Origin of the sequence: Sinomonas cellulolyticus, assembly GCF_014656475.1 — a bacterium.
GTDB lineage: Bacteria > Actinomycetota > Actinomycetes > Actinomycetales > Micrococcaceae > Sinomonas > Sinomonas cellulolyticus.
Window position 1 is genome coordinate 1 of record NZ_BNCM01000018.1, and the last position, 19,744, is coordinate 19,744.

The 19,744-nt window shown below is 71.9% G+C and carries 17 protein-coding genes and 1 pseudogene; 9 read left to right on the forward strand and 9 right to left on the reverse strand.

The genetic code is table 11. The annotated features are described in order from the left end of the window. The 4 genes from IE231_RS16715 to IE231_RS16730 all read left to right on the forward strand — a co-directional run. Nucleotides 1-855, forward strand: an 855-nt coding sequence (locus tag IE231_RS16715; RefSeq protein ID WP_189695135.1) for an aldehyde dehydrogenase family protein, incomplete at its 5' end; no start/stop codon positions are given. 147 nt (nt 856-1,002) lie between these two features. Beyond that, nucleotides 1,003-1,680, forward strand: a complete 678-nt coding sequence (locus IE231_RS16720) for a fasciclin domain-containing protein (protein WP_189695136.1) — start codon at nt 1,003-1,005, stop codon at nt 1,678-1,680. Between the two features lie 116 nt (nt 1,681-1,796). Beyond that, nucleotides 1,797-2,372: an ECF RNA polymerase sigma factor SigK gene (gene sigK / locus IE231_RS16725; protein ID WP_189695137.1), complete on the forward strand. Its 576-nt coding sequence runs from the start codon at nt 1,797-1,799 to the stop codon at nt 2,370-2,372. After that, entirely contained in the window at nt 2,365-3,249 is an 885-nt protein-coding gene (locus IE231_RS16730; protein WP_189695138.1) for an anti-sigma factor, read from the forward strand. Before sigK ends, IE231_RS16730 begins: the two co-directional genes overlap by 8 nt. Nucleotides 3,250-3,291: 42 nt before the next feature. On the opposite strand, the pseudogene IE231_RS16735 reads toward IE231_RS16730, so the two are convergent. Next, nucleotides 3,292-5,271 (reverse strand): annotated as a pseudogene (locus tag IE231_RS16735) (APC family permease). 202 nt (nt 5,272-5,473) lie between these two features. On the opposite strand from IE231_RS16735, the gene IE231_RS16740 reads away from it, so the two are divergent. After that, the gene (locus IE231_RS16740) at nt 5,474-5,932 is read left to right on the forward strand and encodes a DUF4383 domain-containing protein (protein ID WP_189695139.1); all 459 of its coding nucleotides are present in this window, start codon (nt 5,474-5,476) and stop codon (nt 5,930-5,932) included. 66 nt (nt 5,933-5,998) lie between these two features. Here IE231_RS16740 and IE231_RS16745 read toward each other — a convergent pair whose 3' ends face one another. Both IE231_RS16745 and IE231_RS16750 read right to left on the reverse strand, forming a co-directional pair. Beyond that, the gene (locus tag IE231_RS16745; protein ID WP_189695140.1) at nt 5,999-6,628 is read right to left on the reverse strand and encodes a phosphoribosylanthranilate isomerase; all 630 of its coding nucleotides are present in this window, start codon (nt 6,626-6,628) and stop codon (nt 5,999-6,001) included. Then, complete coding sequence (locus IE231_RS16750) at nt 6,628-7,374, reverse strand: alanyl-tRNA editing protein (RefSeq protein ID WP_229867303.1); 747 nt, start codon at nt 7,372-7,374, stop codon at nt 6,628-6,630. The genes IE231_RS16745 and IE231_RS16750 overlap by 1 nt, the downstream gene beginning before the upstream one ends. A 168-nt stretch (nt 7,375-7,542) precedes the next feature. Here IE231_RS16750 and IE231_RS16755 point away from each other — a divergent pair, with 168 nt between their 5' ends. The 3 genes from IE231_RS16755 to IE231_RS16765 are packed head-to-tail and all read left to right on the forward strand — an operon-like array spanning nt 7,543 to nt 10,158. Then, nucleotides 7,543-8,553: a zinc-dependent alcohol dehydrogenase gene (locus IE231_RS16755; protein ID WP_189695141.1), complete on the forward strand. Its 1,011-nt coding sequence runs from the start codon at nt 7,543-7,545 to the stop codon at nt 8,551-8,553. A 56-nt stretch (nt 8,554-8,609) separates the two neighbouring features. Further along, nucleotides 8,610-9,014, forward strand: coding sequence for a 6-pyruvoyl trahydropterin synthase family protein (locus IE231_RS16760; protein ID WP_189695142.1), 405 nt, complete (start codon nt 8,610-8,612; stop codon nt 9,012-9,014). Further along, entirely contained in the window at nt 9,001-10,158 is a 1,158-nt protein-coding gene (locus tag IE231_RS16765) for a glycosyltransferase family 4 protein (RefSeq protein WP_189695143.1), read from the forward strand. Before IE231_RS16760 ends, IE231_RS16765 begins: the two co-directional genes overlap by 14 nt. Here the strand turns inward: IE231_RS16765 and IE231_RS16770 are convergent, their stop codons facing one another. Continuing rightward, the gene (locus tag IE231_RS16770; protein ID WP_189695144.1) at nt 10,159-10,467 is read right to left on the reverse strand and encodes a cell division protein CrgA; all 309 of its coding nucleotides are present in this window, start codon (nt 10,465-10,467) and stop codon (nt 10,159-10,161) included. A 161-nt stretch (nt 10,468-10,628) separates the two neighbouring features. On the opposite strand from IE231_RS16770, the gene IE231_RS16775 reads away from it, so the two are divergent. Continuing rightward, on the forward strand, nt 10,629-11,270 hold the full coding sequence (locus tag IE231_RS16775) for an aminodeoxychorismate/anthranilate synthase component II (RefSeq protein ID WP_189695145.1): 642 nt from the start codon (nt 10,629-10,631) through the stop codon (nt 11,268-11,270). 63 nt (nt 11,271-11,333) lie between these two features. On the opposite strand, the gene pknB is transcribed toward IE231_RS16775, so the two are convergent. Genes pknB through IE231_RS16800 form a run of 5 tightly spaced genes read right to left on the reverse strand, consistent with a single transcriptional unit; the run spans nt 11,334 to nt 19,742 of the window. Continuing rightward, complete coding sequence (pknB, locus tag IE231_RS16780) at nt 11,334-13,316, reverse strand: Stk1 family PASTA domain-containing Ser/Thr kinase (protein ID WP_189695146.1); 1,983 nt, start codon at nt 13,314-13,316, stop codon at nt 11,334-11,336. Between the two features lie 48 nt (nt 13,317-13,364). Beyond that, nucleotides 13,365-15,038: a serine/threonine-protein kinase gene (locus IE231_RS16785; RefSeq protein ID WP_189695147.1), complete on the reverse strand. Its 1,674-nt coding sequence runs from the start codon at nt 15,036-15,038 to the stop codon at nt 13,365-13,367. Continuing rightward, nucleotides 15,035-16,513, reverse strand: a complete 1,479-nt coding sequence (locus IE231_RS16790) for a peptidoglycan D,D-transpeptidase FtsI family protein (RefSeq protein WP_189695148.1) — start codon at nt 16,511-16,513, stop codon at nt 15,035-15,037. Before IE231_RS16790 ends, IE231_RS16785 begins: the two co-directional genes overlap by 4 nt. After that, nucleotides 16,510-17,880, reverse strand: a complete 1,371-nt coding sequence (locus IE231_RS16795; RefSeq protein ID WP_189695149.1) for an FtsW/RodA/SpoVE family cell cycle protein — start codon at nt 17,878-17,880, stop codon at nt 16,510-16,512. Before IE231_RS16795 ends, IE231_RS16790 begins: the two co-directional genes overlap by 4 nt. Next, nucleotides 17,877-19,742, reverse strand: a complete 1,866-nt coding sequence (locus tag IE231_RS16800) for a PP2C family protein-serine/threonine phosphatase (protein ID WP_229867311.1) — start codon at nt 19,740-19,742, stop codon at nt 17,877-17,879. Before IE231_RS16800 ends, IE231_RS16795 begins: the two co-directional genes overlap by 4 nt. Between the last annotated feature and the right edge of the window lie 2 nt (nt 19,743-19,744).

Sequence of the window (19,744 nt, forward strand, 5' to 3'; positions counted from 1 at the left end):
ACCCACCCGGACGTGGACGCCATCTCGTTCGTCGGCTCGACCCCGATCGCGAAGTACGTCCACGAGACGGCCACCGCGCACGGCAAGCGCGTCCAGGCCCTGGGCGGGGCGAAGAACCACGCGATCATCCTCCCGGACGCGGACATGGACAACGCCGCGGACCACCTCTCCGCGGCCGCGTTCGGCTCCGCGGGGGAGCGGTGCATGGCCATCTCGGTCGCCGTCGCGGTCGGGGAGGCCGGGGACGCGATCGTGGGCAGGGTCGCCGAGCGGGCGCAGGCGGTCAAGGTCGCCGAGGGCACCGACCCGGACGCGGAGATGGGCCCGATCATCACCGCCGCCTCGAAGGAGCGGATGAAGGGCATCGTGACCGCAGCCGCCGAGGCCGGGGCGGAGCTGGTCGTGGACGGGCGGGAGTTCACCGTGGCCGGGAAGGAGGGCGGGAACTGGTTCGGGCCCACCGTGATCGACCAGGTCGGCACCGGCATGGACGCCTACACCGAGGAGATCTTCGGCCCCGTCCTCTCCGTGGTCCGGGTGCAGACCGTGGAGGAGGCGATCGAGCTGATCAACTCCAACCCGTACGGCAACGGCACCGCGATCTTCACCTCCTCCGGCTCGAACGCGCGCAAGTTCCACCGCGGGGTGCACGTGGGCATGATCGGGGTCAACGTCCCGATCCCCGTCCCGGTCGCGTACCACTCCTTCGGCGGCTGGAAGAACTCCCTCTTCGGCGACAAGCACATCTACGGCGAAGAAGGCGTCGCGTTCTACACCCGCGCCAAGGTCATCACCCAGCGCTGGCCCGAACCCACCCACGCCTCCGGCGCCTCCTACAACTTCCCCTCCAACTGATATGGAGTAGTCCGCTCTCAAGAGCAGCGCCCCTCCACCTGGGCGGGCCCGCCGTCGTCCAATCCGAGTCTGCGACCGCTCCGAAGTACCGGTGCAAGCTACCCGCCGACCCCCTTCCGGCGGGACACCGTGAACAGGAGTGGACCCATGAACACCATCACGCGCACGTCTGCCACCGTCGGTCTCGCCGCACTCGGCATGCTGGGCCTCGCCGCATGCGGCGGGACGACGGCGGCAAGTGACAGCCCGTCGTCGGCCATGTCCTCCGGAGGCGGGAGCAGCATGGCCGCGAGCCCTTCGAAGAGCACGATGTCCGCGATGGACCCGGCCGCGAACCTCGTGGGGCCCGGCTGCGCGGACTACGCGAAGGCCAACCCCTCCGGCGCGGCCTCGGTGCAGGGCATGAGCGCCGATCCGGTCGCCGTGGCGGCATCCAACAACCCGCTCCTGACCACTCTCACCGCCGCGGTCTCGGGCAAGCTCAACCCCAAGGTCAACCTCGTCGACACGCTTGACGGCGGTCAGTTCACCGTCTTCGCCCCGGTGGACTCCGCGTTCGCCAAGATCGACCCTGCCACGATCAACTCGCTCAAGACTGACGACGCGACCCTGTCCAAGATCCTCACGTACCACGTCGTACCGGGCCAGATCGAGCCCGCCTCGATCGCCGGCAGCCACAAGACCGTCGAGGGCCAGGACGTGACCGTCACCGGGTCCGGGAACAGCCTGCAGGTCAACGGGGCCAATGTGATCTGCGGCGGCGTCCGGACGGCCAACGCCACGGTGTACCTCGTGGACACGGTGCTCATGCCCCCGGCCAAGTAGGAGCACACGCACGACGGCGGGCCGGGACCTGGGAGGCCGGCCCGCCGTCCGCGGTCTGCGGCACGCGACAGGACAGAGCGAGGAAGCCCATGCCCGCACGTGAGACAGTGGTGTCCATGCCCGAGAAGAGCAACGGCACGCCCGCGCCGGACCTCGACGACCTCATGGCGCGCGTGGCCCGCGGCGACCAGGAGGCCTTCGGCCGTCTCTACGACGCCCTTGCGCCGCTCGTGCACGGCCTCGTGCTCCGGGTGGTGCGCGACCCGGCGCAGTCCGAGGAAGTCACCCAGGAGGTGTTCCTCGAGGTCTGGCAGCAGGCCAGGCGGTTCGACGCCGACCGCGGCCGGGTCCGCGCGTGGATCACGGTCATGGCCCACCGACGCGCGGTGGACCGCGTCCGCGCGGCTCAGGCCGCCACGGACCGCGACCTGCGCCAGGGCATCCGCGACTACCGGGAGAGCTACGACGACGTGGAGCACACCGTCGAGGTGGCCCTCGAGAGCGAGCGGGTCAACATGGCCCTCGAGTCGCTGACCGACGTGCAGCGGCAGGCGATCCGCCTCGCCTACTACGGCGGCTACACCTACGGCGAAGTCGCCGAGACCCTGGGCCTGCCCCTGGGCACCGTGAAGACCAGAATCCGCGACGGGATGATCCGCCTGAGAGACGTGTTGGGAGTGAGCCATGGATGATCAGCTGCACCTGCTGACCGGTGCCTACGCCCTCAACGCGCTCGACGACGACGAGCGCCGTCGCTTCGAGCACACCCTCTCCTTCGGGGACGCCACGGCTGAGGAGGCGCGCGAGCTTGCCGAGACGGCCGCCCTTCTGGCCGCCGGCACCACCCCCGTCGCCCCGCCTCCGGACCTCAAGGCCCGGCTCATGGCCCAGATCGCGGTGACCCCCCAGCTCGATGCGGGGTCCCGTCCCAGTGATGCGGGGTCCCGTCCCAGTGATGCGGGGTCCCGTCCCGGCGATGCGGGGTCACTTCCCAGCGATGCGGGGTCCCGTCCCGGCGATGCGGGGTCACCGGCCCCCGAGGCGACGGTCACCGACCTCGGCGAGCGCCGCCGTCGTGCGCTGTGGACCGCCCCCGTGAAGTGGCTCGCCGCCGCTGCGGCCGTGCTCCTTGTCGCCGCCGGCGCGGCCGGCGTGTGGGGACTGCGCGTCCAGCAGCAGCGCGACGACGCCCTCCGGCAGCTCGCCGCGGCCTCCAACGCCCCCGGCGCGGTCATGAACCGCATCCTCGGTGCGCCGGACGCGAAGGTCCAGGAGGTCAGCGTCCCGGGGGGAGGGACGATGCTGATCGTGCACTCGCGTCAGGACGCGCTGGCCGGCGTCATGACCGTCGACCTGCCCGCACCCGCCGCCGGTCACGTGTACGAGCTGTGGCTCGGCGACGAGTCCGGGTCGATGAAGCCGGCCGGCCTCGTGACCGGCAGCGGAACGACCTGGAACCAGCTCGCGGGCGGGATCGGCTCGGCCACGGCCCTCGGCGTGACCGTGGAGCCTGCCGGCGGGTCGCCCCAGCCGACCACGGCGCCGCTCCTCGTCCAGCAGTTCTCCTGACGGGGTCGGCCCAGGGCCGGCCCGGGGCCGGCCCCCGGCAGGTCAGCTGACGTGGATGCCGGGCCGGCGTGCCTTGTCCGGCTCGTGCTCGCGGATGATCTCCCGCACCACGGGTGGCGTGTCCCCTCGGCCGAGCAGCAGGTAGCGCATGAGGTGTGCCAGCGGGTTGCCCTCCGACCACTCGAAGTGCGCGTGGGGGATGACGCCGGTCGCGTCGCGGAGGGCGAGCAGGATCGCCGCGATCGCGTTCGGCGCCGCCGGGCTCTGGACCCGCAGGACCCGGAAGTCCCCCACCTCGACGCCGTGCACCTCGAGGGTGCCGCTGAAGTCTGAGGGGTCCTCGATGTCAACCTCGAGGAAGATCACGTCGGCCGCGCCCGGGACCGGGTTCGTCTCCCGCTGCACGGATTCCTTCTCGGCATACTCCGCCTCGTCGCGGGCCTGCGGCCGGTTCGCGATCAGGTTCAGGCGCCCGTCGTACTCGAGCGACTCGAGGATGAAGCGGCGGGCGGCCTCGTCGAAGACGATCCGGTCCGCGCGCAGCTCGGTGGTCCGTGTGATGCGGGAGATGAGGGAAACGACGATGATGCCGGCGATGAAGAGGGCCGAGATCGCCAGGCCGTCGGGCTTCTCGAGCACATTGTCGCCGAGTGCGTAGAGCAGGATCAGGCTGAGCACGGAGAACGCCACGGAGGCGATTCGTTGCCTCCGCCGGAACGCCGAGATGGTCACGGCGATGGCGCCGGAGAACATCATGGCGAGCACGCCGGTCGCGTAGGCGCCGGCCTGGGCGTTGACGTCCGCCCGGAAGCCGAGCGTGATGAGGATGCTGATGGCGGTATAGACGAGGACGACGGGCCGGATGTGCCGCGACCACTCGGGAGCCATCCCGTAGGAAGGCAGGTAGCGGGGCACGATGTTGATGAGGCCCGCCATGGCCGAGGCCCCCGCGAACCAGAGGATGAGCACACTGCTGAAGTCGTAGACGGACCCGAACACGGGCCCGAGCCGCTCGTGGGCGAGGTAGGCGAGGGCACGGCCGTTCGCCTGGCCACCCGGCTGGAACTCCTGCGCCGGGATGAGGAGGGCCGTGACGAAGCTGCTGCCGATGAGGTAGACGCTCATGATCACGGCGGCCGAGGTCAACAGCTTGCGGGTGTTGCGGATGCGCGAGGCCATCTTCTCCTCGGGCGTCGATCCCTGCGACGCGACGAGCGGCATCATGCTCACGCCGGTCTCGAAGCCGGAGAGGCCCAGGACCAGGAGCGGGAAGGCCAGGATGGCGGGTCCGAGGGCGCCGAGCGGGCCGCCGCTGCCCCGCGTCAGCGCTCCCCACCAGTCGGAGACCGTGGCGGGGTGGGAAAGGAGGTCGCTGAGCCCCACGCCGATGATGGCGGCGTTGAGGCCGAGGAACACGGCGACGAGCGGAATGGCGACGGCCACGGCCTAGGTGAAGCCCAGCAGGAACACCCCGCCGAGGATGAGCAGGAGGACCACCGTGACGAGCACGGCCTTCCCGTCGAGGAGGGCATGGGGCAGGAGCGGGTTCTCGATCAGATGCACCGAGGCGTCCGCCGCGGAGAGCGTGATCGTGATGATCCACGACGTCGCGACGAACCCGAGCAGCACGAGCACGAAGACCTTGCCGCGCCAGAACGGCAGCAGGTGCTCGAGCATGGCCACCGAGCCCTGGCCGTGCGGGCTCTCGTCTGCGACCCGCCGGTACATCGGCAGCATGCCGAGGAGGGTCAGCCCGACGATGAGCAGCGTGGCCAAGGGTGAGAGCGCCCCGGCGGCCAGGGCCGCGATGCCGGGAAGGTAGGAGAGGGTCGAGAAGTAGTCGACCCCGGTGAGGCACATGACCTTCCACCAGCTCTGCTGCCCGTGGTCCTCCGGGACCTCGGGACCCACGGGCTGGACCCGCTTCTCGAGGAGCCACCGGGCCAGGGTGCTCCTCGGCGGGGCCTGCTGCTGGGGTCCCGGCACACTCTCCGGCATCGTGTACCGAGGCGGTGCACTCATGGTCCTGTCTCCTTCGCGCCATCGGGCCGGTCTCGCGCTGTGTGCCTTACCCCGAACGGACCCCTCGTACGCGAATGGCCCGGGACGCCGGCCCACGTCGCCGCCGGCGCCGGTCCAATCCGGCTCCCCGCCCGTTCCGAAGTATCGCTGCGGACACATCGCACCGGCACCCATGGGCGCCGGACCACCGTGAGGAGAAGCCATGTCCACCTCAGTCCTTTCGCGCCGCCGTACTCCGATCCAGCTGGTCGCGACCGCCGTGGGTGCCGTGTTCCTGCTGGTCGGCGTCCTCGGGTTCATCCCCGGCATCACGACCGGCGGCCTCGGCGTCGCGGGCCACCATTCCGACGCCTACCTGCTGGGCCTGTTCCAGGTCTCGGTGCTGCACAACGTGGTGCACCTGCTGTTCGGGGTCGCCGGCCTCGCGCTCGGACGTTCGGCCGCCGGCGCGAAGATCTTCCTCGCGTGGGGCGGCGCGATCTACCTGCTCCTGTTCGTCTACGGGCTCGTGTTCGGCGGCGAGTCGGCGGCCAACTTCGTGCCGCTCAACGTCGCGGACAACGGCCTGCACCTCGTTCTGGGCCTCGCGATGGTGGCTCTGGGCCTCATCCTCGGACGCACGACGGCGACTGCCGGACTCGCGCGCGCCGCTCACCGCTGACCGGCCGCACCGCTGGCCGGCCGCCCGCTGGCTGGCAACCAACCTGAGGGCCGCCCGCTGCGGCCCTCAGAGCACGGTGCGCGCGGCCTGGATGAACGCCCGGATGAGCCGGACGTCCTTGACCCCGCGCGAGGACTCGACACCGCTCGAGACGTCCACCCCGCCGGGGCGGAGGGACTGGACAGCGGAGGCCACGTTCTCGGCGGACAGTCCGCCGGCGAGGGCCCAGAAGCCGGTCGGCGCGGCGCCGAGCTCGTCGTCGGAGAAGCGGGCTCCCGAGCCGGGGACGGCGGCGTCGAGCAGGAGCCGGTCGGGTGACGACCATCCCTCTGCCGTGCGGCGCGTGTACTCGCCCGCGGCGAGGGCCCGGATCACCCGGAAGCCGGCGTCGCGGAGGGCATCTGCCACCGTGTCCGGTTCGTCGCCGTGCAGTTGAACGGTGTCGACGCCGGCCTCCCGGGCCAGGCGCGCGACCTCCTCGAGGGACTGCCCGCGCACCACGGCCACGGTCTCGATCTCGCGTCCGGCCCGCCGGGCCGCGTCCCGGGCGGCCGCGACCAGCGAAGCCGCCAGCGCGGCGTCGACCGTCCGGGGACTGCGGGGCGCGAGCACGAACCCGACCGCGTCCGCTCCGGACTCCACAGCGGTCTCGACGGCCTCCGGCGTGGACAGCCCGCAGATCTTGACCCAGAGCATCAGGCGGCCCCGCCCTGTGGGGCCTCAGCCTCGGCGCCCGGGTCAGCGCCCGGACTTGCGCCCGGCCCGGCGTGCTCGGCCTCGTACCGGACCTTGATGGCGCCGCGCTTGACCTTCACCTCGAGGATCCGGACCCCGGTCAGGTCTGCGAGCGAGCGCACGTGCGTGCCGCCGCACGGCTCGGCGTTGACCCCTTCGATGGTCACGGTGCGGTGCCCCGATCCGTCGACGGAGGCGGAGACCTGCCCGCCCCGGGCCAGCACCGCGTCCATCTGTGCCTGGAGCTCGGCTCGCACGCTCTCGCGGAGCTCGGGCGTGGCCAGTTCCTCCTCGTGCCCGGCCGGGTCGAAGTCGAGGCGTGCCTGGCCCGGGAAGTGCGAGTGCCCTGAGTGGGTCCAGCCGCGGGCTTCGCCCAGGTGGCCGAGCACGTGCCCGGCGGTGTGGAGCGCCGCGTGGCGGCGCCGCAGACCTTGATCCACGTGGCACTGGACGCTCGCGCCGACCTCGGGCGCCGGCGCGCCGTGCAGCACCACGAGCCCGTCGGCGCGGGCAGGGACGATGGGCGCGCCGTCGAGCGTCCCCTCGTCCGAGGGCTGGCCGCCGCCCTTCGGGTGGAAGATGTTCGGCGAGACCGCCGCCCACGGGCCTTCCTCATCCGTCCCGGCAGCGACCACCGTCGCGGAGGCGTCGGTGAGGTAGGTGTCGTCGTAGTAGGCGTGGATCTGCCGGGCGATCGTTGCGGTCACCCATCAAGTGTAGGTTCGCGTGCGCTCCGGCCCGCATCCAGAAGCCGGTCGGCCCGACACGCCGAAAGAACGGCAGGTCTGTCTCGGAGAAGTGGGCGGGAACGTACGCGTTCCGGGGCCCGCCGCCGCCCTGGTTCGAGCGCGTGGGGCATGGGGTACTGTCGGGGCATGGCCGCCACTGAGGGAGCGACTGCGTACTGGACCACGGGGCCGTACTGCGGGGAGCTCCGCCCCGAACCCCTCAGGGCACCGGGGGAGGGCGAGGCGCTTGTCCGCACGCTCTACTCGGGGCACTCCCGCGGCACCGAGAACCTCGTGCACGCCGGCCAAGTGCCCGCCCGCGTGGCCGGACTCATGGAGGCGCCCCACCAGGAGGGCCACTTCCCGGCACCCGTCAAGTACGGCTACCTCTCCGTCGGCGTGGTCGAGGCCGGCCCCGAGGAGCTCGTGGGCCGCACCGTCTTCTGCCTCTACCCGCACCAGGACCGCTACGTTGTCCCCGCGGCGGACCTCACCGTGGTGCCCGACGGCGTGCCGCCCCGCCGCGCGATCCTCGCGGGTGCGGTCGAGACCGCCGTCAACGCCCTGTGGGAGGCCGGGCCGAGGATCGGCGACCGCGTGGCCGTAGTCGGGGTCGGCCTCATCGGCGGGTCCGTGGCCGCGCTCCTGCGCCGGTTCCCCCTCGCACGCCTGCAGGCCGTGGACAGCGACCCTGCCAGGGCGGAGCTCGCGGAGGCGCTCGGCGTCCCCTTCGCGCTCCCCGAGGACGCCGCAGAGGACTGCGACATCGTCTTCCACGCCTCCGCCACACCGGCCGGGCTCGCGCGCTGCCTCGAGATCGTGGGCGACGACGGCGAGATCATCGAGCTCTCCTGGTACGGCAGCGGGGACGTCGGGGTGCCCCTCGGCGCCGACTTCCACGCCCGCCGGCTTTCGCTGCGCGCGAGCCAGGTCGGCGAGGTCGCGCAGCCGCGGCGGGTCCGGCGCACGACGGCGCAGCGGCTCGCCCTCGCGCTGGACCTCCTCACCGACCGGGTGTTCGACGCCTTCCTCGGCGAGCCCTCAGACTTCGCCGACCTGCCCGCCACGATGGACCTTCTGGCGAGGGGCACCGGGGCTGAAGAGCAGCGCTCGGACCCCGGCATGTGCCATCTGATCCGCTACCCGGGTGCCCCGTGACGGCTGGCCATCGAGGCCCGCGGAGCCCTTGAGCTGAGTCAAACCCAAGGAGGAGCATGTTCAGCCTGACCGTCCGAGACCACGTCATGATCGCCCACAGCCTTCCCCGCCCGGCGTTCGGCCCCGCCCAGGGACTCCACGGCGCCACCTTCGTCGTCGAGCTGACCGTGCGCGCCGGGGCGCTCGACGCCAACTCGACCGTGATGGACATCGGCGAGGCAACCGAGGTCCTCTCGGCCATCCTGGGCGGCCTGCGCTACCGGAACCTGGACGAGCACCCCGACTTCGCCGGCCGGCTGACCACCACGGAGGTCCTCGCCCAGCACGTGGCGGTGGCCGCCGCGGAGCGCCTCCGCCACGTGGGCCACCTCACCGCGGTCGAGGCCACCCTCCGGGAACACCCGGATGCGTGGGCCTCGTGCACGGTCGAGCTGGCCGGCGCCGCGGATGGCCGCGGCTGAGCCGATCGCCGCAGTGCACCCGGAGCATTCAGAGACGCTGCGGCTCGTCGTCCCCGGCGGCCTCGGCTACTCCTCGGGGGGCACCGTCTACAACAAGGCGCTGCTCACCGAGCTCCACCGGCTCGGCGTTCCTGCCCGGGAGACGACGGTCTCGGGGGAGTGGCCGGTGGGATCGACTGCGGACCGCGCCCGCCTCGCCCGGGCGCTGGATCCCAAGGGCTCAGGCGAGGCTGCACCCGAGAGCATCCTCGTCGACGGACTCATAGCCCTCGGCGCGCCGGACGAGGTCCGCGCGGGGGCCCACGCCTGCGCGGAGTCCGGGACGGTGCTCGGGATCCTGGTCCACATGCTCCTCACCGACGCGCCGGGCCTCGCACCCGCTCGCCGGGCGCGTCTGGCAGGCCTCGAGCGCGACGCCCTCGAAGCCGCACCCGCGGTGGTCGTCCCCAGCGAGTTCGCCGCCCGGCGGCTCGCCCAGCGGTACGGGACGCGCGCGGACGTGGCGAGTCCCGGCGTCGTGCGCGTGCCAGCGGCGGGAGGCAGCATCGCGGAGGGGAAGCCGCCGCACCTCCTGTGCCTCGCCGCGCTTCTGCCGGGCAAGGGGCAGCTGCGGCTCGTGCGCTCGCTCGGCGCGCTGCGGGGAGAGCCGTGGACGCTCACGCTCGCCGGGCACGACGACGCCGACCCGGCCTATGCGCGCCGGCTTGCCGCGGAGGCCGAGCGGCTCGGGATCGCCGACCGCGTGGACCTCCCGGGAGAACTGCGCGGACCGGCCCTCGCCGCCGAGTGGGAGCGGACGGACCTCACGGTGCTGGCCTCGGAGTCGGAGACGTTCGGGCTCTCGGTCGCCGAGTCGCTCGCACGGGGCGTGCCCGCCATCGTCGGCGCGGGAACCGGCGCGACCGAAGCCCTGGCCCTCTCGCTTGCAGGAGGCCTCGGCCCGGCGGGGACCGCCGCGGAGCCCGCGCCCGCCGGCAGCGACGAGCCCGCCGCGGATCCGCTCACGGCAGAGCTCGCGCAGTGGCTCGGCCTTGGGGGGGTGCGGGCGCGCTGGCGGGCAGCGGCCCGCGCGGCGAGGCCGCTCCTGCCGGGCTGGGAGGCCACGGCGCGCGCGGTCGTGCGGGCTATGCGCCCAGGCGGCTGACTACTGGCCCCGCCAGCGCAGGGTCATGAGGAACCCGGCGATCGCGACCGCGAACCCGATCAGGATGTTCCAGTTCCCCAGCTCAGGGAGCGGGAAGAGCCCCTGGGTGACGTAGAACGTGATGATCCACAGCAGGCCCACCACCATGAGCCCGAACATGAGGTACTTGTACCACTGCGGGGTGGGGCCAGCGGCGCGGGCCGCGCGGGCCTGGCGCTTGGCCTTCCGCTTGGCCCGGCGGGCGGCATCCTTGGCCCCCGTCTTCTGCCGCCCGTCCTTCTGCTGCGGCTTGTCCGTCGACTCCGGCACTGAACCTCCTCGGGGCCGCTCGGCGTGCGGCGGGGCCCGCTTGGTATCCTGCAGTCACCCCGTTGTGCGCCGGGCACGGCTGGTGGCTGCAGTGGCTTCACTGGTGTGCCAGTCAGTCTATCCCGGCGCGCCGGACCCACCACTCCACGATTGGCCCACACATGTCCACGCGCATCCTCGTCATCGACAACTACGACTCGTTCGTCTACACCCTCGTCGGCTACCTGCAGCAGCTGGGCGCGGAGACCACGGTGGTGAGGAACGACGACGTGTCCCTCGCCGAGGCGATCGAGCTCGCGGAGGCGCGTGACGGCGTGCTCATCTCCCCCGGGCCGGGCAACCCAGCGGAGGCGGGCGTCTGCATCGACCTGATCCGGTGGTGCGGGGACCACGCGAAGCCCATGCTGGGCGTCTGCCTCGGGCACCAGGCGCTCGCCGAGGCGTACGGCGGCACCGTGACGCATGCCCCTGAGCTCATGCACGGCAAGACCTCACTCGTGGAGCACGAGGGCAAGGGCGTGTTCGCGGGGCTGCCCAGCCCGTTCACCGCCACCCGGTACCACTCGCTCGCGGCCGCCGCGGACACCATCCCCGAAGCGCTCGAGGTCACCGCCCACACGCATTCCGGCGTGGTGATGGGCCTGCAGCACCGTTCGGCTCCGCTGTGGGGCGTGCAGTTCCACCCTGAGAGCGTCCTGACCGAGGGGGGCTACCAGATGCTCGGCACGTGGCTCGAGTCGCTCGGGCTGGCCGGTGCCGCGGAAACCGCCTCGCACCTCAGCCCCCTCATCACCGCGGGCTGACTCCGACGCTGACTCCGGGGCGGCCCGGGCGGCGCGGCCGCGCGCCGGACTGGGCGGAGGCACTCAGCCGTTGCCCTTGCCGTTGTCCTTCTTGGTGGGGCTGGGCGACGGTGCCTGGGTCTGAGTGGTGGGGCTGGGGGCGGGGGGCGGCGGTGGCGGCGCTTGGGCCACGGTGAGCACCACCGTTCCGCCCTGGTCGACCGTCCCCGGGGACGCAGGGGACTGGTCGGTGACCGTCCCCGGTGCCACGACCGCGTTGTCCTGCTGCTGGACGGTGGTGGTGAGGCCGAGGTCGCTGAGGGCCTTCTGGGCCGCGTCGAGGGACTTGCCGCGCACGTCCGGGACATCGACCTTGCCGGTCGAGACCGTCAGCTCCACCTCGGAGCCGATGGCCACCGTCTGCCCCACACCGGGATTGGTGGCGGTCACGGTTCCCCTGGGGGCCTTCGGATCATTGGCCAGGACGGACTTCGCCTTGACCTTGAGGCCCAGCCCCTCGAGGGCCGAGCGCGCACCGATCTCCGTGGCGCCGATGATCGAGTCCGGGATGGTGGCGCTCGCGGGGCCGTCCGAGATCTGGAGCGAGATCGAGGAGCCGGGAGCAAGACGCGTGCCGGCGTCGGGGACCGTGCGGATGGCCTTGCCCTTGGGAACCGTGGCGTCCTTGGGCCTGTCGATGGACGGCTGCAGCCCGAGGCCCTGGAGCTTGAGCGCCGCCTCCGTCTCCGACATGTTGGCCACGGAGGGCACCTCGATCATCTGCACGGCGGCCGGCTGGTTCATGTAGGTGTAGAGCAGGATCCCGCCGCCGGTCGCCAGGAGCAGCGCGGCGATGATGAGCGCCACGATCCACGTCCGCCGGCGTCCTCGGCGGCGCCGCTCCCGCTCGTCGTCCCGCGCGTCGTCGAACTCGATGAGCCCAGGCGCCGCGGCGGCGACGAGGGGGATCTCGCCCGTGTCGCCGAGATGGGACGACGCGGGCCTATCGCCGTCGGCGGTCTGCTTGCCCGCCTCAGCGTCCGGCTCGGCCGCACCGGCCAGCCCGGCACGGCCAGCAGCTCCCGCAGCCCCGCCGGCGGCACCGGCAGCCCCGGCTGCGGCAGCTCCCGCCGCGAGGAGGCCGACCGCCTCGGTGGGAGCACCGTCGTCGCCCGCGGAAACCGCGTCGGTGCTCCGCCGCGGAGGCAGCGCCACTCCGGCCCTCGCCGCGCGGAGCGCACGCTGGAAAGCCGCCGCGCTCGGGAACCTGTCATTGGGGTCCTTCTCGAGCGCCCGGTCGATGACGCTCTGGAGCGCGTCGGTGACTGCTGGGTTGAACTCGGAGGCGGGCGGCGCGGCTGACCTCACATGCTGGAGGGCCAGGGAGACCGGGGACTCACCGATGAAGGGCGGCCGCCCCGTGAGCAGCTCGTACAGGAGGCAGCCGGCCGAGTACAGGTCGCTGCGGGCGTCCACAACCTCGCCCTGGGCCTGCTCGGGGGAGAGGTACTGGGCCGTGCCGACCACGGCCTGCGTCTGGGTCATCGTGGCCGCCGAGTCCGCGGTGGCCCGGGCGATCCCGAAGTCCATCACCTTGACCTCGCCCGGCGTGCTGCACAGCATGACGTTCGCCGGCTTGATGTCCCGGTGGATGACCCCCTGCCGGTGGCTGTACTCGAGCGCGGAGAGCACGCCGAGGACGTAGTCGACCGCCTCGTCCACGGTGACGCCGCCCTCGCGGATCACCTCCCGGAGCGTCTTGCCCGTGACGAGCTCCATGATGATGTAGGGCACCGCCACGCTGTGCGGGGACAGCGGCTCCGCGTTGTGCTCGCCGGTGTCGAAGACCGCCACGATCGCGGGGTGGTTCAGGCCGGCCACCGCCCGGGCCTCCCGCTCGAAGCGGGCCCGGAACTGTCCGTCACGCGCCATGTCGGGGCGCAGCATCTTCACGGCGACGGCGCGCCCCAGCCGCAGGTCACGGCCCTCGAACACGTCCGCCATGCCGCCGCGGCCGATGAGCTCGCCGAGCTCGTATCGGCCCGAGAGGACGATCGGAGCGGGCATGGGCGCGTCCTCTCGTTCCAGGGGCGGGTTGGCGGAGTGTGTCATGCGCTAGCTGCTCGGGGCCGTGGGAAGGATCGAGGGCAGCGCGCCGGATGAACGGGTCGGAGCCTGCGAGGTGCTGGGCGGCGGTGCAGGCGTGGAGGTGGCCGGCGTCGAGATGGTCACGGGCGGCTGGACCGAGAGGTAGGTGACCGTGATGGTTGATCCGACGGTCACGGCACCGGCCGGGTCGACTCCTGTCACCTGGCCCATGGTCCCCGTCTGCGACTGCATGGGGTTCAGGGCTACCCTCATACCAAGCGCCTCCAGCTGAGCCTTTACCTGAGTGTAGTTCTTGCCCAGATACGCGGCCGGGACGATGTTGACCGTGGCGGGTCCCGAATCCACCGGGGTGCTGGTGCTCGGCGGCGCGGAGGAGGTCGTGCTCGGAGGCGCGCTCGCTGTGGTCGGCGCCGGGCTGGTGTTCGAGGGCAGCGGCGACGGGCTGAAGAGGCCGGCGTTCGAGAGCCAGACGCCGATCAGCACGAACAGCAGCAGGAGGACCAGTCCCACGAGCGGCCACGTGAAGGGGCTCCTCTTGCGTGACCGCCGCTGCGGGGGGACATCGTCGAGCTGCTCGTCGTCCTCCACCGGCGCGTACAGCGGGTTGTGCGCGTCCTCGGCCCCGGCGGGGCCAGCGTTCGGGTCCGCCGTGCCGACCACGGGCAGGGCCGACGTCGCCGGCATGCGCCGTGCGGCCGACGCGCCTGCCGCTGCAGCAGCACCGGCGGCCGCGGCCCCGGCAAGGCCGGCGCCGCCCACGACGGCGGTCGGGGCGGTGGCCTGCCGGACGGGCGCAGTGATCGCTTCGGTGGAGTCGTCGTGCAGGAGCATGCCCGGCACGGCTGCCTGGGCCGCACGGACGTCGCCCCGGCGCAGTGCCTCCGCCGCCTCGGCGAGCTTGATCGCGTTGGCCGGGCGGTGGCGCGGGTCCTTGGCGAGCATCGACATGAGCAGCGCCCGCACGGGGGCGGGGATTTGCTCCGGCATGGGCGGCGGGGCGTCGTTGACCTGGGCGAGGGCGATCGCGATCTGGCTCTCGCCCGAGAACGGCCGGTGGCCGGTGAGGCACTCGTAGCCGATCACGCCGAGGGAGTAGATGTCGCTCGATCCTGTTGCCTGCTGGCCGGTCGCCTGCTCGGGGGCAAGGTACTGCGCCGTGCCCATCACCTGGCCGGTCTGGGTCAGCGGCACCTGGTCTGCCAGGCGGGCGATGCCGAAGTCGGTGACCTTGACCTTGTGGTCGGGCGTGATGAGCAGGTTGCCGGGCTTGACGTCCCGGTGCACGAGTCCCTGGCCGTGTGCGGTCGCGAGGGCGCGCGCCGTCTGGGCGATGATGTTCAGCGTGCGGTCGGGGGAGAGGACGCGCTCGCGCTCGAGGATCGCGGAGAGCGGCTCGCCGGGGACGAGCTCCATCACGAGGTACGCGGAGCCGCCGGCCTCGCCGTAGTCGAAGACGTTGGCGATCCCGTTGTGGTTCAGGAGTGCCGTGTGGCGGGCCTCGGCCCGGAACCGCTCGAGGAAGCTCGGGTCGCCCGCGTACTCCTCCTTGAGGATCTTGATGGCAACGATGCGGCCGAGCACCTGGTCGCGCGCACGCCACACCTCGCCCATGCCCCCGATGGCGATACGGCTCTGCAGCTCGTACCTGCCGCCCAAGGTGATGCCTGACGTCGGTCTCACTTGTTCAACACCGCCTTGAAGATCTTGCTCGCTGTAGGACTGGTCAGCGCGGCCCCCGTGTAGATGTCGACGCTCTCCATCACCACGGTCACCTGCACCTGGGGGTTGTCTGCCGGGGCGAACCCGGTGAACCAGGAGTTGTTCAGCATCTGGCCCTTGCTGTTGGTCACGCCGAGCTCCGCCGTGCCGGTCTTGCCGGCCACCTGGACGCCGGGAACCGCGGCCTTGGACGCGATGCCCTGGGAGACCACGCTGGTCATCCACTCGGTGATCTGGCGCGCGATGTCCGGGGTGGTCGAGGTGCGCAGCACCTCGGGCTTCGGCTGGGACACGACCCGCAGGTCCGGCGCCGTGATCTGCTTGACCAGCGACGGCTTCATCTGCACGCCGCCGTTGGCGATGGCACTCGTCATGAGCGCGATCTGCAGCGGCGAGGCCTTGACGTCGAACTGTCCGATGGCGGACTGCGCGAGCTGCGCCTGATTCAGCTTCTGCGGCCACACGCCCGGGGAGTAGTCGAGGTGGAGCTGGTTGCCGGCGTCCTGGCCGAACCCGAAGGCGGCCGCCTGCTTGCCGATCGCATCCTGCCCGAGGTCCAGCGCGATGGAGGCGAACGGGGTGTTGCAGGACTGCTGCAGCGCGAACGCGAAGTCCGCGGTGTCCCGGGTGTAGCAGTTGCCGCCCGCGTAGTTCGGCAGCTGGGTGGTGGTACCCGGCAGGGTCAGCTGCGCGGGGTTCGGCAGCGTCGAGTCCTTGTTGTACTTGCCGGAGGCGAGCGCCGCGGCGGTGTCCACGAGCTTGAACACCGAGCCGGGGGCCAGCAGGGCACCCGTAGGGCCGCTGACGCCCTGGTTGAGGTTGATGCCGGGCTCGTCCTGGATCTGCTTCATGGCGGCAGCGGCCGCCGCCTGGTCCTGGGTGGCGATGCGGTTGGGGTCGTAGCTGGGCTTGGAGACCATCGCGATGATCGCGCCAGTCTTCGGGTTGGTGACCACAATGGAACCGCGCTGGCCGTCCGGGATGAGGTCGTACGCGAGCTTCTGGATGGCAGGATCGATCGTCAGCTCGACCGAGGCGCCCTTGGGCTGTTCGCCGAGGAAGAGCTGGCGGATCTTGTCGAGCAGGAGCTGGTCCGACTCGCCCGTGAGGGTCGAGTTCATCGAGTTCTCGAGGCCCGAGGAGCCGTAGACGTTGGAGTAGAAGCCGGTGAGGCCCGCGTAGAGGGGGGCGTTGCCGGGGTAGGTGCGCTGGAACTTGCACGAGTCGGAGCCGCTCGCCACGGACTGCGCGATCGGCTGGCCGGCCACGGTGATGGGACCCCGCTCCTGGCAGAAGGTCTGCAGGATCGCGCGGTTGTTCTGGCTGTTCTTGTTCAGCTCGTCGGCGCCGATGACCTGGACGTAGCTGATGGCTCCCAGGACGAGCGCGAACATGGCCGCGATGGCCACCCACGCGTTGCGGATCGCCTGGTTCATAGGGTCTTCACCGCCTGGGTCGTGGACGTGTCAGTGAGCGGGGGCGCGCTGCTCGGCCGGCGAGCGATGTTCGAGATGACCAGGAGCAGCGCGACGATGATCCAGTTCGCCAGGAGCGACGAACCGCCCGCGGCGAGGAACGGCGTCGTGAGGCCCGTGAGCGGGATGAGGCGGGTGACGCCGCCCATGATGACGAAGACCTGGAGCCCCACGGCGGCCGAGAGGCCTGCCGCGAGCAGCTTCCCGAAGGAATCCCGGGCGCCGAGCGCCGCGCGGAAGCCGCGCGAGACGAGGAGCGCGTAGAGCATGACGATGGCGAACAGGCCCACGAGCCCGAGCTCCTCGCCGAGGGCCGCGACGATCATGTCCGAGTGGGCGAACGGCACGAGGTCCGGCCTGCCCTGGCCGATGCCGGTTCCGAGGAGGCCGCCGTTCGCCATGCCGAAGAGGCCCTGGACTATCTGGTAGCTGCTGCCGTACGTGCGCCCGTACACCTCGGGGGAGAAGGCGTTGAGCCACCCGTCGATCCGCAGGCGGATGTGCGGCAGGGCCAGGCTCGCTCCCATCGCTCCGGCGAACATGAGCAGGATGCCCAGGATGGCCCAGCTCACGCGGCTCGTGGCGATGTAGATCGTGGAGATGAAGATGCCGAAGAAGAGGATCGACATGCCGAGGTCGTGCTGGAAGATGAGGATGCCGATGGCCGCCACCCACGCCACCACCATCGGCCCGAGGTCGCGGAACCGGGGCAGCTGGAGCTTCCCGATCCGACGGCCGGCCAGGAGGATGAGGTCGCGGTTCGTGGAGAGGTAGCCGGCGAAGAAGATGGCGATCGTGATCTTCGCGACCTCGCCGGGCTGGAAGGTTGACCCGCCGATCCGGATCCACACCTGGGCGCCGTTGATCTCGCCCGCCGTGATGCCCGGCACGAGGGGCAGGAGCAGCAGCACGGCGCTCGCGGCGAGGGAGATGTAGGTGAAGCGGCGCAGGACACGGTGGTCCTTGAGGAACCAGATCACCGCGATCGCCAGGAGCATGCCCACGACGGTCCAGCGTGCCTGCACGTTGCCGTAGTCAGTCTGCGGTGTGTCCAGCCGATGGATCATGGCCAGCCCGAGCCCGTTCAGGGTGACGACGATCGGAAGGATGATCGGATCGGCATACTTCGCCCTGAAGCGCAGCACTATATGAATGGCCAGGGATGGAACGATCAGGAGCGCTGCCTGCTGCCAGAAGTCGCCGCCGAACGCCGTCCCGTCCTGCAGGCCCTTCATCGTGTTGGCGCCGATCGCCACGCCCCACGCCAGGACCAGGAGCGCGAGCTCCACGTTCCGACGGGGCTTCGTCACGGTCTCCACGCCGCTCATGGGGTTCCTCCCAGGCAGGGATCGGGTGTGGTGGTGGGGCGGGCACTTGCCGACGCGGTGGCGCTCGCACCCGCTGACGCTCCGGACGCGCTGGGTGCCGCGGACGACGGCGCCGGGCTGGCCGGCGCTGGAGCGGCGCCCGAGGCGCTCGGTGCCGCCGATCCTGTGTGCGAGGCGGAGGGGCTGGCCGTGGCTCCCGAGCCCGGAAGGCAGCCCAGCGGATCGGTCTGGATGCCCTTGACGAGATCCTCGGCTGCTTCGAGGCCGTCGGCCGGGACGCCGGAACGGAGGCGCGTCTGCGTGTAGGGCGTGAGCGAATCGACCGAGATATTGGTGACGGAGTGCACGTGGGAGAGAGGGATCGGCCCGAGCTGCTGGGAGACCCCGTTGTAGATCGCCACCCTGCTGTCGTAGATGCCCACGTAGTAGCGCGTCTGCGTCCAGGCGTAGCCGAACCATGCCCCGAGGACGAGCACGAGCGCAGCGATCGCGCCGAGTCCGATCCTGAACCAGCGGCGGATCAGCCGGCGGCCCAGGCCCGTGGCGCCCGGATCGTCCGCCTCCCCGGCCGGCTCGGGCCCATGGGTGAGCACAGCGGCAGCTCGGCGCGCGGCCGTGCGGCTTGCGACGGAGGGCAGCGACCCGCTCTCCGCGGCTGCAGCGGCAGCACCGACGAGCTCGTGCGGCCTGGAGTCGAGTTCCTGCCTGAGCACCTCTGCGGTGAGGTGGGCGCCGAGGTTCGGATCTGTGGCCGGTTCCTCCCGGCGCGGCGACTCGGTCTCCGCGTCCGTGTCGGGGCCGATCGGGACCGGCGCGCCCTCGCCCTGCTCGCCAGCGCCGCGGCTGGCGGGCTCCGCCTCCCGGCCGGCGGTGGCACCCGCGGCGGCCGCACCGCTGGCCGCCGCACCAGCGCCAGCGCCCGCGGCTGGGGCCTCAGCCGGTGTGCCTCCGCGGGCAGGCCGGTCGGTGTCGACGGACGCGGTCTCGGCCCGTGCGGCCTCGCCGCCCCGGGGCCGCGGCGGGTGCGCCTTGGCGGCAGAGCTCACCGGAGTACGCGCTGCTGCGGCTGCGGTGAGCGACGCGGCGGCCGCGGACTGGGCGGCGGGTGCGGGCTCGGCGTCGTCCTCGGAAGCGGCGACCACGTCCGCAACGATGACGGTGACGTTGTCCGGCGCGCCTGCAGCGAGGGTGAGCTCGACGAGCCGATCGGCGCACTGCGCGGGATCTTCGAGTTCGCGCAGGGTGCGGGCCACGAGGGGGAGGGGAACGTAGTTCAGGCCGTCGGAGCACAGGAGCCACCGCTCGCCCTCGACCGCGGGGAAGGTGGCGAGGTCCAGCTCGGGGCTCGCGTCGACGTCGCCGAGCACGCGCATGAGCACGTTCTTGTGCGGGTGGGTCTCGGCCTCCTCGGGGCGCAGCCGGCCCTCGTTGATGAGCCGCTGGACGAAGGTGTGGTCGGTGGAGACCTGCTCGAGGTCGTTGCCGCGCAGGCGGTACGCGCGCGAGTCGCCGATGTGGGCGAACGCGAAGTCCTCCCCGGAGAGCAGGAGGGCGGTCACGGTGGTGCCCATGCCGGCAAGGAGCGGGTTGGAGCTCACGAGCTCGGACAGGAGCGAGTTCGCCGTCTGGATCTCGTCGGCGAGCTGCGTGGACGCCTCGCCCTCGGCGTAGTCGCCGTGGTCGAGGTGGATGAGGTCCAGGACCGTCGAGGCGCTGGCCACGTCGCCGCCCGCGTGCCCGCCCATGCCGTCGGCGACGACGGCAAGATGACGGCCCGCGTAGGCGGAGTCGTCATTCTTGGAGCGGAGGCGGCCCACGTCGGAGCGGGCCGCGTAGCGCAGGATCAGCGGGGCGTCGGCCAAGA